Source organism: Salinicola corii (assembly GCF_008298015.1).
GTDB classification, from domain to species: Bacteria; Pseudomonadota; Gammaproteobacteria; order Pseudomonadales; family Halomonadaceae; genus Salinicola; species Salinicola corii.
In genome coordinates this window covers 296290-309204 of sequence record NZ_VTPX01000003.1, presented here as the reverse complement: position 1 = coordinate 309204, position 12915 = coordinate 296290, and the positions used below count along the sequence as shown (strand labels likewise).

At 62.8% G+C, this 12915-nt stretch carries 13 protein-coding genes; 8 read left to right on the top strand and 5 right to left on the bottom strand.

The features are described from left to right. Positions 1 to 55: 55 nt before the first annotated feature. Complete coding sequence (gene smrA / locus F0A16_RS07930; RefSeq protein ID WP_149434839.1) at positions 56 to 655, bottom strand: DNA endonuclease SmrA; 600 nt, start codon at positions 653 to 655, stop codon at positions 56 to 58. 172 nt (positions 656 to 827) lie between these two features. On the opposite strand from smrA, the gene F0A16_RS07925 reads away from it, so the two are divergent. The 6 genes from F0A16_RS07925 (at position 828) to pdxH (ending at position 4936) form a co-directional block, all read left to right on the top strand. After that, entirely contained in the window at positions 828 to 1256 is a 429-nt protein-coding gene (locus F0A16_RS07925; RefSeq protein ID WP_149434838.1) for a gamma-glutamylcyclotransferase family protein, read from the top strand. Positions 1257 to 1422: 166 nt separating this feature from the next. Continuing rightward, positions 1423 to 1767, top strand: coding sequence for an arsenate reductase family protein (locus tag F0A16_RS07920; protein ID WP_149434837.1), 345 nt, complete (start codon positions 1423 to 1425; stop codon positions 1765 to 1767). 100 nt (positions 1768 to 1867) lie between these two features. Continuing rightward, positions 1868 to 2512: an NAD(P)H:quinone oxidoreductase gene (wrbA, locus tag F0A16_RS07915; RefSeq protein WP_149434836.1), complete on the top strand. Its 645-nt coding sequence runs from the start codon at positions 1868 to 1870 to the stop codon at positions 2510 to 2512. Then, positions 2509 to 2895, top strand: a complete 387-nt coding sequence (locus F0A16_RS07910) for a DUF2069 domain-containing protein (protein ID WP_149434835.1) — start codon at positions 2509 to 2511, stop codon at positions 2893 to 2895. The genes wrbA and F0A16_RS07910 overlap by 4 nt, the downstream gene beginning before the upstream one ends. Before the next feature lie 26 nt (positions 2896 to 2921). Beyond that, positions 2922 to 4142 (top strand): hypothetical protein, encoded by a 1221-nt coding sequence (locus tag F0A16_RS07905; RefSeq protein ID WP_149434834.1) that lies wholly within the window; start codon positions 2922 to 2924, stop codon positions 4140 to 4142. A gap of 143 nt (positions 4143 to 4285) precedes the next feature. Next, positions 4286 to 4936 (top strand): pyridoxamine 5'-phosphate oxidase, encoded by a 651-nt coding sequence (pdxH, locus tag F0A16_RS07900; RefSeq protein WP_149434963.1) that lies wholly within the window; start codon positions 4286 to 4288, stop codon positions 4934 to 4936. 103 nt (positions 4937 to 5039) lie between these two features. On the opposite strand, the gene F0A16_RS07895 is transcribed toward pdxH, so the two are convergent. The 4 genes from F0A16_RS07895 to F0A16_RS07880 form a co-directional block, all read right to left on the bottom strand. Then, on the bottom strand, positions 5040 to 5930 hold the full coding sequence (locus F0A16_RS07895; protein WP_149434833.1) for a glycine betaine ABC transporter substrate-binding protein: 891 nt from the start codon (positions 5928 to 5930) through the stop codon (positions 5040 to 5042). Positions 5931 to 6011: 81 nt separating this feature from the next. Continuing rightward, the gene (locus F0A16_RS07890; protein ID WP_149434832.1) at positions 6012 to 6854 is read right to left on the bottom strand and encodes an ABC transporter permease; all 843 of its coding nucleotides are present in this window, start codon (positions 6852 to 6854) and stop codon (positions 6012 to 6014) included. Beyond that, positions 6854 to 8056 (bottom strand): quaternary amine ABC transporter ATP-binding protein, encoded by a 1203-nt coding sequence (locus tag F0A16_RS07885; protein ID WP_149434831.1) that lies wholly within the window; start codon positions 8054 to 8056, stop codon positions 6854 to 6856. Before F0A16_RS07885 ends, F0A16_RS07890 begins: the two co-directional genes overlap by 1 nt. A gap of 180 nt (positions 8057 to 8236) precedes the next feature. Further along, positions 8237 to 11020, bottom strand: a complete 2784-nt coding sequence (locus F0A16_RS07880) for a bifunctional acetate--CoA ligase family protein/GNAT family N-acetyltransferase (protein ID WP_149434830.1) — start codon at positions 11018 to 11020, stop codon at positions 8237 to 8239. Between the two features lie 154 nt (positions 11021 to 11174). Between F0A16_RS07880 and F0A16_RS07875 the strand changes: the two genes are divergently transcribed. Both F0A16_RS07875 and F0A16_RS07870 read left to right on the top strand, forming a co-directional pair. Further along, positions 11175 to 12110: a histone deacetylase family protein gene (locus tag F0A16_RS07875; protein ID WP_149434829.1), complete on the top strand. Its 936-nt coding sequence runs from the start codon at positions 11175 to 11177 to the stop codon at positions 12108 to 12110. 110 nt (positions 12111 to 12220) lie between these two features. Then, entirely contained in the window at positions 12221 to 12853 is a 633-nt protein-coding gene (locus tag F0A16_RS07870; protein ID WP_149434828.1) for a helix-turn-helix domain-containing protein, read from the top strand. The last annotated feature ends 62 nt before the right edge of the window (positions 12854 to 12915 follow it).

The window sequence follows — 12915 nt, the reverse complement described above, 5'->3', positions numbered from 1 at the left end:
ATTGCGTTGGGCCAACGATCTCCAATCGTTTGCGTATCCGGTGCTAAACGGTAACTTAGCCGCGCCGCTTCTGCTGCCGCTCGCGATTGCGTGATCGCGCCCGTTCCGATTTTCGCAACATCACGAATGTCGCCCCGATTCCCCCTTGTTGAGCCGGCGCGGAGCTGTATGCCTGAACCTGTTCGAACTGTCGGAGCCAGTGGCCGAGATAGGAGCGCACGACGTTCGGGTGACCGGCATCATCACGCGAGCGACCGTGGACGACGAGAACACTGCGCAGATCGTGTTCGTACGCATCGCTGAGAAAGCCTGATACGGCGCGGCGACATTCGATGATCGGCATGCGCATGATGTGCAGTCGCGCCTCGGCAGGATAGCCGCCATGGCGCAACCGCTCGAGCACACCGATCTGGATGCCGTCGCGACGAAACTCGATCGGATCGTGCGCACCGACCAGGTCGACGAATTCGTCGGACAGGAAGTCCCGTTCGTCATCGCGGGCCTGCTGGGCACTCTCGCGACGCGCGAGCTGGGCATCGGAGGGCGGCATCTGGGGCCTCGTGACCGCGGCCCTGTCCCGGCCCTTGCTGAGCGGCTGTACATCGGTACCCAAGGCTTCGCGGAATGCCTGGAAGTCGTTGGCAGCATGACTCATGATGGCGCTCCTCCGTCGCTGACATCGTTGAGGCTTCGACTTCGAATGCTAGCACGGGGTTCAGGATCCCCCTCAATGACGTCTCCGGAATCATGCCCGGGTGCGGCGTCCACGCCTCAGGTAAGCTGGCCGGAATGTTCCCCGAATTCGACCACGCAGAGCAGGGTTGTAAATGATACGACGATTTCTCAAGTGGCTGTCGATTCTGCTGATCGTCGCAGCGACTCTTGCTGCTGGCGGCTTCTGGTACACCTTCATGAGTCCTTATGGCTACCATCCCGCCGAGCCCGCCATCATCGATGAACGGATTGCCGAGCAAGACGTGTTCGTCTACGGGACACTACGCCACGACTGGTTGCGCTGGATCATCATGGGCACGCCGGTCGAAACGCGTGAAGCGACGCTGGAGGGTTATCGAAAGCAGGACCTGGACATACTGCCCCAACCGGATGGCGAGGTACGTGGCGAGGTGCTGACAGTCAACCCGGCCGCTCTCAGAGCGCTGGATCGCTACGAGCGACTGGGCGTTCGCTACACACGGGAGAGCGTCAAGCTGGAGGACGGCACGATGGCCTGGGTCTACAAACGTCTGCCGGAATAGGCCGAGCGGGGGTATCCTTACCGGCGGCAATTGAGACCTCCGTCCATCAGCCGCTACAATGCGGCTTCCGCCCCGTTGCGCTGCCCCGCGTCGATCGACGGCCGTCAATACCCCGTGTAGCACTCGTGAAATGCGTCGCACCGCCATAGAAGGTTCTGCCGTACCGATGTCAACGCTCACGCTCTACCACAACCCGCGCTGCTCCAAATCACGCGAAGCCCTGGCACTTCTGGCGTCTCGAGGCGTCAAGTTCAGCGAACGTCGCTATCTCGATGACCCGCTGACCCGTGCACAGCTGGAAGGTCTCGCCAGACGGCTGGGCGACGACGCCGATCAGATGCTGCGGCGTGACGAATCGGAATGGCAGGCAGAAGGTATCGATGACCCGACTCAGGCACAAATCATCGACGCCATCGTCGAGCATCCTCGCCTGATGCAGAGACCGATCGCCGATGACGGCGAATACGCGGTCATCGGGCGTCCACCGCAGGCTGTCCTGCAACTAATCTAAGCTTTTCTAAGCTTTGTACGAAAACTGCCTGCGCTCGCCGACTTTTCGCACAAACCCTAACGAGCGCGTTTGATGCAAGCCGTCCCTTCGAGGAGTAGTCATGACCGATCATACGGCCTCCAACGGCCCGACACTGCCCTACGTGCTGGTGCTCTACTACTCGCGTCAGGGGGCAACGAGAACACTGGCTGAACAGGTGGCCAGCGGCGTCGAGAGCGTCTCCGGCATCGAGGCGCGACTGCGTACCGTGCCCGCGGTCTCGCCGGTCTGCGAGGCCACCGCCCCCGAGATTCCCGACGAAGGGGCGATCTATGTCGAGGAAGCGGACCTGCGGCAGTGTTCAGGCCTGGCGCTGGGCAGTCCGACCCGATTCGGCAACATGGCCGCGCCACTCAAGTATTTCCTCGACACCACCAGCGGGCTCTGGATGAACGGGGCACTCGTCGACCGACCAGCTACCGCGTTCACCTCGACGGCCAGCCTGCACGGCGGACAGGAGAGCACTCTGCTGACCATGCTGATTCCGCTGCTGCACCACGGCATGGTCTACGCTGGCGTGCCGTACAGCGAAACGACGCTACTGAGCACCCAAAGCGGCGGAACGCCCTACGGCACCAGCCATCTGGCCGGCTCCAATGCCGACCGGGAAGTCGACGCCGACGAGCGCAGCCTGGCGGTCGCCCAGGGGCGTAGACTCGCCAAGTTAGCACTGGCGCTCACCTCGATGCGGAACGCACGCCCATGAGCGAACTCCCTTCCCGACAGCAGGATGCTGGCACCCTCGATAGCGCCCGGCGCGGCGTCTGGATCGCTTACTCGGCGCTTCTGGCCTTGCTGGTGATCAGCGGTATCTGGCACTACGTCCAGCAGCATGCGCAGTTCGCCGCGCTACTGGTAAGAATCCTGCCGCTCGTGCTGTTCCTACCGACGCTGCTGATGCGGCGCCGACGCGGCCACATTTGGCTGACGGCGTTAGGCGTGCTCTACGTCGTTCAGGGCATCATGATCGTGACCAAGGGCGGAGGCTCGGTGCTGGTCGGCGCCGAGATCCTGGCAGCTGGCGCCTTGGCCTTCACGGCCTATCGTTACGTTCGCCTACGCGGTCGGCTCGACTCACCGCCCACATGAGGCCTTCCAGCGCCTTGATTCTGGCCATGCTGACTCTTAGTGTGGCCTGCAACCTGTTTGGCTGGCCAATCTGGCCAGCCGCGATACTGGCCTGGCTGGCAACGTTGAGGCTGTTCCGTGCCCTGCCCCGGACTTCTCGCCGCCAGGCGGGGACGCTGTTCGCGGCCGGGTCGTTGCTGTGGGTGGCAGCACTGGTGCGCGGTACACCCTATTCGCCGTTGAACGCGCTGACCATCAACCAGTCTCTGCTGATGATGTTTGCCGGCGTCAGCTTCCTGACCATGGCCACACCCAGAGTCAGCAGCGATCACCAGCAGCCGGGGAGCATGCTCGGCACCATGCTGGGGGCGCATCTGTTCGGCGCGGCCATCAATCTCTCCGTGGTGTTCCTGTTCGGCGAACGCATGCAACGTGAGGGAAAGCTCACCCGTGCCCAGGCACTCATCGTCGGCCGGGGCTTCACCGCCGCCGCGGCCTGGTCGCCATTTTTCGTCGCGATGGGCGTCGCCTTGACCTATGCCCCGGGACTCGACTACCTCAGTCTGCTGCCCTGGGGTCTGTTGGCGGCAGCGTCGCTGTTGTTGCTCAACTGGCTCGACGTCCGGCGACTGAACGCGCCATTCATCGGTTACCCCATCGAAAAAAGTGCATTGCTGATGCCATGCACACTGGCGATCGTGGTGATCGGGCTGCACCTGCTCTGGCCCGGTCTTTCGATCCCGCTGATCATCGCCATCGTCGCGCCCCTTTTCTCTTTTCTGCTCATGCCCCGCGACAATCGGCGCGAGCGAATGCACCACCAGTTCACCTACGGTCTACAACGCCTGGCCCCACAGTTTGCCCTGTTCCTGGGGGCTGGCGTCATATCGACGGGGTTGGCGGCACTACTGGCCAGCCTACCAGACGGACTCGACCTGCCGATCGATCACTTCGGCCACTGGCAAGCCTGGTTTGCCCTTGGCGCCATCGTGGTCGTCTCCTTTACCGGCATTCATCCGTTGATCGGTATCGCCACGCTGGCACCGCTGATCGCGCCGCTTCACCCCGACCCGACCCTTCTCGGCATGCTGTTTCTCATGTCCTGGGCGCTGGGAACCGGCAGCAGCCCACTCTCCGGCAGCAATCTGGCGATCTGTGTGCGCTATCAGATCGCCGTGCGCGAGATGCTGCGCTGGAACCTCCCCTATGCGGTTCTCGGCTGGGGCTGTTGCGGTGTCGTGCTGGCGCTTCACGCGTACTCGAGTTGATCCCGCCCCACACTGTGGGGTTGTTGACGTTTCGGCGCGGCCGTACGTGAAACATCTAGGCTAATGGCTGAGAGATGGGTGGCCACCACACCGGCCGAGCGCGCTACAATGGCTACCTTTCATCGCATTCGCATGGAGAACAACTGATGAGCGATCTCGCCGGTATGCGACGGGACTACGAAGGCGACGCCCTGGCGCCGGAGAACACGCCCGACGCCCCGCTTCCCCTGTTCGAGGGCTGGCTGGAGAAGGCGATCGAGACCGAAGGGTTGGATGCCAACGCCATGACGCTGGCAACGGTCGACAGTGCGGGCCACCCCCACGCCCGTATCGTGCTGCTGAAGGGATTCGATCAGGCGGGCTTTCGTTTCTATACCAACTATCAGAGCCAGAAAGGCAACGAACTCGCCCACGTTCCCAACGCCGCCGTGGTGTTCTGGTGGCCGACGCTGCAGCGCCAGATTCGCATCGAAGGGAGCGTCGCCAAGGTGGACTCCCGCCAGTCCGACGACTACTTCGCCAGACGACCACGCCAGAGCCAGCTGGCGGCCTGGGTCTCCCAGCAGAGCGTCGAGATTCCCAATCGTGACTGGATGCAGGAACGGCTGTCGCGTTTCGAACAGGTCTATTCGGATCAGGAGGTCGAACGACCGCCGCACTGGGGCGGTTATCTTCTGGTGCCTCTCGCGGTGGAATTCTGGCAAGGTCAGCGCAGCCGATTGCACGACCGCGTGCGCTACACCCGTCGGGACGAACACGCCCAGGAGTGGCATCGCACCCGGCTGGCGCCTTGAGCCATCCGATCGGCCGACCCACTGGCGCGGACTTTCACGTTTCTCAACGCAAAGCGCCCGGTCATCCGACCGGGCGCTTCGTCATGAACGACGCTGAACGGCGTTATTCGGCAGTGTCGCCCGTCCATTCGGCGACCACATCGGGGTTCTCCTCGACCCACTTCTTGGCATTCTCGTACGGATCCGAACCCTCCTCCTGGTTCATGAGCATGACCTCGCCCATCTGCTCCGGCGTCCAGTGGAAATTATCCAGAATGGCGTAGGCTCCAGGCAGTCTCTCCTTCAATCCTTTGTGCACGACCGTATCGATGTGCTCGGCATCACCGTAGGCTTTCTTCGGATCGTCGAGATACTTGAGATCCCAGCGCGCGAACATCCAGTGCGGCGTCCACCCCGTCACCACGATGTCTTCCTTGTTCTGGATGGCACTGGCCAGCGCTGAAGTCATGGCGGGGCCACTGCTCGACTGCAGCTGCAGGTTGTCGATACCGTACTCGTCGATGGCATTCTCGGTCTGCGCCATCAGGCCGGCGCCCGGGTCGATTCCCACGATCTTGTCGTCGAACAGATCGGCGTTGTCGTTGAGGTCAGCGATAGACGACACCTTCTCGTAGGTGTACTCGGGAACGACCAGGCCCAGCTTGGTGCCTTCCAGGTTGATTCCCAGGTCCTCGACATCGTCCTTGACCTGCTTGTAGTAATCTCCATGGGTGGTGGGCAACCAGGCACACAGAATCGCGTCGGCGTCACCGGTACCCACCGCCTGCCACATCACGGCGGCGCCGAGCGAGTCCATTTCGACGTCGTAGCCCTGCTCCTCGAGCACGGCACGAACGACATTGGTAGACGCTACCGTGGATGCCCACTCGACGTAGGCCAGCTTGACAGTGCCTTTGCTGTCCTGCGCCTGGGCGACACCGGCGGTCATGCTGAGGCCGGCGGCCATCATCAAGGCGCCATAGCGAACGGCCTGTGACATTGCATTGCGTGTCATCGACTTTCCCCTTCTTGTGGTTTATGTACCGCGAGTCCTGCTGTCGACGAGTGGCTCGACGACATCAGGCTCTACCCTGCTTCACTTCGTCTTCTTGCCCCCGCTGAGAGACTGCGTCAGCCGGTCTAGCAGCATCGCCATGATGACGACCGCGATACCAGCCTCGAATCCTTCACCGGGTCGCAGCCGCTGAATGGCCCGCCAGACCTCGCTGCCAAGACCGTTGGCGCCGATCATCGCCGCGATGACGACCATAGACAGCGCCAGCATGATGGTTTGGTTGATCCCGCCCATCAGTGTCGGCAGCGACAGCGGCAGTTGGACCTTGATCAGTTTCTGACTGCGCGTCGAGCCGTAGGCGTCCGCTGCCTCGATCAGATCCTTCGGTACCTGCCGAATGCCCAGCGTGGTGAACCGGATGGCAGGTGGCATCGAAAAGATTACGGTGGCGAAGATGCCGGAAACCGAACCGATGCCGAAGAACGGGATCGCCGGGATAAGGTAGACGAACGCCGGCATCGTCTGCATGAAATCGAGTACTGGCATGATGACCCGATAGAACCGGTCGGATACCGCTGCCAGAATGCCCAAGGGCAACGCGATCATGATCGCTACCAATGTGGCGATGACCACCAGCGTCAGGGTCTGGATCATCGGATTCCACAGGCCCAGATTCCAGATCAACGCCAGGCCGATCAGGCCCCCGATTGCCAGACGTCGGCCGCTGACTTTCCAGCACAACAGCACGACCAAAGCGATCAGCGCCCATTCAGGCAACCACATCAGCCCATCATTGAGCAAATTGATGCCGCTTTGCGTTCCTCGGGATATCGCCCGGGTGACACCGGAAAACTCGGTGGTCAGAAAATCGAGTCCGCTTTCGATCCAGTCGCCCAGCGGAATCCTAGGAATGTCGAAATCCATTATTGTTCTCCCGTCTGGGCCAGTTGTTCGAGTACGGCACCCTTCACGACCACGCCCAGCAGACGCTGCTGATCATCGATGACCGCCACCGGATAACTCTTGCCCTGAAACATGGGGTAAAGCGTTGCCAGCGGCTCGTCCGGCCCGACTCTGGGAAAGTCCGTGACCAGAAGTTCGTGAATCGAATCCTTGCCGGCCTTCGCTGCCTCGTCGACGCCATCGGCTTCGACGATACCCAGCAGCCTGCGCTCGCGGTCGACGACGTAGATGGAATCCAGCGCGTTTTCACTCATCTTGTGCAACACGGTACGCGGGCCGTCGTCGTGGCGGGCGGTAGCACGAACCGGGCGCATCACCCGGCGAGACGTGACGACGCGGGAACGGTCCACCCCTTCGGTGAAGCGCGCGACGTAGTCATCCGCAGGCCGCGTCAGCACCTCCTCCGGCGTACCGATCTGCACGATCTCGCCATCGCGGAGCAGGATGATGCGATCACCGATGTTGAGCGCTTCATCGAGATCGTGGGTGATGAAGATCGTGGTCTTCTGCATCCGGTGCTGCAGTTCGATCAACTCCTGCTGCATGTCGCGCCGGATCAGTGGATCGAGTGCGGAGAACGCCTCGTCCATCAGCAGCACACTGGAGTCGTTGGCCAGCGCACGTGCAAGCCCGACCCGTTGCTGCATGCCACCGGAAAGCTGGTTGGGATAGGCATTTTCCCAACCCTCTAGCCCGACCTGCTTGAGCGAACTCTTGGCTTTTTCGGCCCGCTCGGCCTTGTCGATGCCGCGAATCTCGAGTCCGTATTCGGCGTTCATCTGCACCGTGCGGTGCGGAAACAGCGCGAAGTTCTGAAACACCATCGAGAAGTGCCGGCGGCGGCAGTGGAGCAGCTCCTTGTCGCTGAGCTGGGGGATATTCTCGCCGCCAATGATGATATCGCCCTCGGTGGGCTCGATCAGACGGTTCAGGCAGCGGATCAGCGTCGACTTGCCCGAGCCGGAGAGCCCCATGATGACGAGGAGCTCGCCTTCCCGGACGTCGAAGTTGATGTTGGAGAGCCCGAGGGTCTGCCCGGTCTTTTCGAGGATCTGGGCGCGATTGAGACCCTCGTCGCGTAGCTTGAGTGCTTTCTTGGCGTCGTCGCCGAACACCTTGCTCAAGTTCCGCACTTGAATCTTGGTTTGCTGTGTGTCGGTCATGTCAGGCCTAGGTTGGCAAAGCAGAAGATGCCCTTCACGCGGTCGTCACGACGCGTGTCGAACGGTATCTGTTAGTGTTGTTAGGTTTCGTATCATACGGTTTTATCGATAACCCTTCAAACGACAATATCTTATAATTGAATGAGCGTTCAAAGCTTGCTCCGTTTCCTCCCTTCCCGATCAATCCAGAGCCGCGTCGAGGCGATGGCGCTGCCAGTCGCTCTGCGGTTCGTTCAGCTTCAGCGAGGCTTCCACCGCGCCCTCTTCGACGTTGGTACGTAGCGTGAACCCGAGCGAGGTCAGCAGCCGACGCATCGGCAGGTTATCGCTGAGGATCGTCCCGACCATGACCAGTGTCCCCACCTGCCGGCTGTAGTCGATCATCTTCTGCATCAGTCGACGCCCCAATCCGATACCGTGGAGATCATCCCGAACGATGATCGAGAACTCGGTGCGGATGTTGTCGGAGTCGTTCCATACCCTCACCACGCCGAGCATCTCCTCCTGTCGCGCAGGCGTGCCGCCTTCCCCGCTCCGCTCCTTGGCAGCCTTCTCGATGCGACGAACCGCGATGAACGCCATCTGGCGGTCGTAGTTGATCTGGCTCAGCTGTGACAGTTCCCGGGGTGACAGGACGGCCTTGTGATGGAAGTAGCGGTAACGGATGCTCTGCTCGGAGAGGAAGGTATGGAAATGGGTAATCAACGGCGCATCCTCGCCACGAATCGGCCGGATCTCGATGTCCATGCCGCTCAGTGTCACGGTTTCTCGCAACTGCTCCGGGTAGGGCATGATCGCCTGGGTCGACGTCGGGCCTAGATCCAGCGCAAAGTCGACCGCCATCATCCCTTCGTGATTGAGAAGTAGCGGATTGATCTCGAGCCCCTTGAGGCGCGGCAGATCCGAAGCCATATGGGACAGCCTGACCAGCAGGCGGGCGACCCAGTCGACGGCATTGTCCGGGTCCTCGCTGTGCTCCCGGATCAGGCGACCCGCCCGAGTGCGGTCCAGCAGATCTTCCGCCAGACGCATGTTGAGTGGCGGCAGTGCCGTCTGGCGGTCGGCCATGACGTCGACCTTGTAACCTCCCATGCCGAACACGATGACCGGGCCGAACTCGGCATCCCTCGTGATACCGGCACACAGCTGCAGCGATCCCTTGCCGCGCTGCATGGTCTGGAGGCAGTAGCTGTAGATGGGGCTGTCCGGTAGCATCTCGCCGACGCGCGCCTCCAGTCGTACGACGGCGTCCACCACGCTACCCGGCTGCTCCAGATCCTGGACCAGCGAGATCGCCTGCCGCCGCGACTCGCCCCAGTAGCGAAACGGCTCGCAGTTGTCGCGATGGACGATCTTGACGGCCCAGGGGCCTTGCAGCCGCTCGGTGGCACGCTCCGCCTGCTCCAGGTCGAACACGTACTCGCTGGGGGCGCACTCGATGCCGTAGGCGGCCAGCATGTCGCCGGTCTCCTGGTGCGTCAGCCGGTCTCGCCGACGGGCCAGGGCGTCGTCGATGAGTGCGTGACAGCGCTGCCGGCTGTCGGCACTGGAGTCGAACGGCAGCGAGGGAGGCGTCTCCTGCAGTAGATGCTGTACCTGGCGATAGCGCACCAGGTGGAGGAAGGCCCTGACCGCCTTTTCCGGAGACACGTAGCTGGGAATGCCGGCGCGATTGCAGGCCGCGCGAGCCTCGAGCGCCTCCTTCAAGCCCATCCAGCTCACCAGCAGGCGGTGGCGGAAGCGCTGGCGCGCATCGATCAGGGCGTTGGCCGTTGCCAGCGATGGCGCCAGCCGCGTCGGGGCGTGGAGTACCAGAACCGCGTCGACGTTGGAATCACGGGTCACGATCTCCAGCGCGCTCAGATAGTCGTCCGGGGTCGCCCTTCCACCCAGGTCGACCGGGTTGCGTCCCGGTCTGCTGACATCCAGCCGGCGCGCCATCAACGCCTCGGCGGAGGCCTCGCCGAGCGCTGCCAACCGGCCTCCGCCATCGATCAACCTGTCAATCGCCAGCAGCGCGGGGCCTACGCCGTTCGACACGATCGCCAGCCGGTCGCCTTTCGGTGGCTTGAGCCGCGACAGCGTCTCCAGGGCATCGAACAGCTCGTCGGAGTCTCCGACCCGCACGACCCCGGCCCGGGCCAGCGCGGCATCGACGATGGTATCTCGGCGATCGATACCTGCAGTCGGCGGGACCGGGCTAAGCGTCGCCTCCGCGGTACGTCCGCTCTTGATTGCCAGGACCAGGCGATTGCGCGACGACTCCCGTAGCGCCGTCATGAAGTGACGTGCATTGCCGAAGGCTTCCAGATGCAGCAGTAGTGCACGGCAGCGGCCGGACTGATTCAGATAGTCGATGAGGTCGGGCAACTGCACGTCGAGGCTGTCACCCAGCGTGACGAGATGGGAGAAACCGATCTCGCGGCCGGCGGCCCAGTCGATCATCGCGTTTCCCAGCATGCCCGACTGGCCCAGATAAGCGACACTGCCATCGCCTATCGGCTGGCTGGCATAGGTGGCATTGAGCTTCATGGAGGGAACGGCGACGCCCAGGCATTCCGGCCCGAGCACCCGCATGCCGGAGCGCAAAGTCGCCCGTTCCAGTCGCGCGCGCAACGCTCTGCCGCCGCTGGAATCGGCGTCCAGCGATACCCCCCCCGATACGATCAGCGCTGCCCTGACCTGCCGGCGCCCCAGCCGCTCCAGCACCGTCGGAATCCCGCTCAGCGGCGAGCAGACGACGGCGAGATCGGGGATCTCGGGGAGATCGGCGATACGCCGGAAGCAAGTCACGCCATGAACCTCCTGGTATCCCCGTGGATTGACCGCCCATATCGGCCCTGCAAATCCAGCCTGCAGCAGATTTTGCAGGACGATTCCCCCCATCGATTCCGGCTTGGGAGAGGCGCCGATCACCACCAGTGATCTCGGCGCGAAAAAACGGCGCAGGAATTGCGTGGCCACCGCGAACCTCACGACGTCGACAATGATGCGTTCAACCCTACACGGTCACGTCATCGAGGTTCAGACCCTAGACCAAAGTCGCAGCGAGACGATGTGACTTGTTGCGCCGGCCTCGGCCAGAATGGAGCCACCTCGAACCGGCCGGCGAGTCTCAATGATCACCTCCTATCTCACCCATCCCGACATCGCGCTGCACGACATGGGCTCCCATCATCCGGAGTCCCCCATGCGACTCGAGGCCATCCGCGCGAGACTGATGCTCAGCGGCGTGCTGCAGCAGACGATGCAGTCGGAACCTGGCCCGGCATCGACGCTCCAACTGGAGCGGGTGCATGCCCCAGATTACCTCAGCGCGCTGGATGCCCAGCGACCGCAAAGCGGCCTCCAGCAACTCGATAGCGACACCCGCATGGGGCCTCACTCACTGGACGCGGCATCGCTCGCGGCCGGCGCGGCGGTCCGCGGTGTCGACCTGGTCTGCGGCAACCGCGCCGACAATGTGTTCTGTGCCGTCCGTCCACCCGGCCATCACGCCGAGCGCGCGCTGGCGATGGGGTTCTGCTTCTACAACAACGTCGCCGTGGCGGCCGCCCATGCCAGGGCCGCCCACGGCATCGAGCGGATCGCCGTTCTCGATTTCGACGTCCATCAGGGCAACGGCACGCTGGATATCTTCCATGACGATCCGGCGGTGCTGGTCTGCAGCAGTTACCAGGAGGCGTTCTATCCGTGGCGCTACCTGACCGGCGCGTGGCCCAACATCGTCAATACGCCCTTGCCTGCCGGCACGGGTAGTCGGGGGTTCAGAACCGCCGTCGAGCAGCACTGGCTGCCGGCGCTGGAGCGTCATCGTCCCCAACTGGTGCTCCTCTCCAGCGGTTTCGATGCCCACCGTGACGACCCGCTGGGTCAGTTGGCACTCGATCATGAGGATTTCCACTGGGTGACCACGCTCGCCATGGATGTCGCTCGCCGTCACGCCGGCGGCAAGCTGGTCTCGGTGCTGGAGGGGGGGTATCACCTCAAGACCTTGCCACTGAGCGTCGAGGCGCACCTGATCGCGCTGCTGGGCCACGCCTATTCGGTCTGAGGTGTCGCAGAGGTCGTTCTCGGCGCAGAGCCGCCGCCTCACGCTGTGATATTCTTGCATTCCGACACGAGACAACGACTCGACACTCCACGCTCCCGACAGAGAGTTTCATGGCCGCCAGTAACGATCAGGATGCCGCACTGCGCATCGCCGCCGGTCGCAAAGCCTTCGTCGAGCCCCTGCGCCTGGGCGAACGGCTCAAGGAGATACGGCTCTCGAACCAGTGGACATTGGGCGACGTCAGCACGCGTACCGGTCTGGCCCGTTCGACGCTGTCCAAGATCGAAAACGATCAGATCTCGCCGACGTTCACCGCCGTCCAGAAGCTGATTACCGGCCTGGGCATCGATCTCCCCCAACTGCTCAAGCCGACCAAGCCCAGACGCCAGTCCAGCGGCCGACGCGATCTCACCCCGCGCGGCGACGGCAAGCGGCACCCCACCCCGACCTACGAGCACGAACTGCTCTCGTGCCAGCTGGCGCAGAAGCGGATGATCCCGTTCAAGACCATCGTGCGGGCGCGTCGCTTCGAAGAGTTCCAGGAGTGGGTCCGCCACGACGGCGAGGAGTTCCTGATGATTCTCGAAGGGGAGATCCTGATTTACTCGGAACTCTATGAACCCTTGGCGATGGCGGCCGGCGATTCGCTCTATTTCGACAGCGACATGGGCCACGCCCTGGTCTCCACGAGTCCGAACGATGCCGTGGTGCTCTCGGTCTGCACGCCCGGCGATAACGACTGACCGAGACGCCACGGTCATCCGACCCTGAATGCCAACCATCCTCCACGACAGGAGTTGCTGCC

Coding starts and splice junctions, on each gene's coding strand:
- F0A16_RS07895 (WP_149434833.1), bottom strand. CDS start 5,930: ATGACACGCAATGCAATGTCACAGGCCGTTCGCTATGGCGCCTTGATG.
- F0A16_RS07905 (WP_149434834.1), top strand. CDS start 2,922: ATGCTGACTCTTAGTGTGGCCTGCAACCTGTTTGGCTGGCCAATCTGG.
- F0A16_RS07910 (WP_149434835.1), top strand. CDS start 2,509: ATGAGCGAACTCCCTTCCCGACAGCAGGATGCTGGCACCCTCGATAGC.
- wrbA (WP_149434836.1), top strand. CDS start 1,868: ATGACCGATCATACGGCCTCCAACGGCCCGACACTGCCCTACGTGCTG.
- F0A16_RS07870 (WP_149434828.1), top strand. CDS start 12,221: ATGGCCGCCAGTAACGATCAGGATGCCGCACTGCGCATCGCCGCCGGT.
- F0A16_RS07925 (WP_149434838.1), top strand. CDS start 828: ATGATACGACGATTTCTCAAGTGGCTGTCGATTCTGCTGATCGTCGCA.
- smrA (WP_149434839.1), bottom strand. CDS start 655: ATGAGTCATGCTGCCAACGACTTCCAGGCATTCCGCGAAGCCTTGGGT.
- F0A16_RS07890 (WP_149434832.1), bottom strand. CDS start 6,854: ATGGATTTCGACATTCCTAGGATTCCGCTGGGCGACTGGATCGAAAGC.
- F0A16_RS07875 (WP_149434829.1), top strand. CDS start 11,175: ATGATCACCTCCTATCTCACCCATCCCGACATCGCGCTGCACGACATG.
- F0A16_RS07920 (WP_149434837.1), top strand. CDS start 1,423: ATGTCAACGCTCACGCTCTACCACAACCCGCGCTGCTCCAAATCACGC.
- F0A16_RS07885 (WP_149434831.1), bottom strand. CDS start 8,056: ATGACCGACACACAGCAAACCAAGATTCAAGTGCGGAACTTGAGCAAG.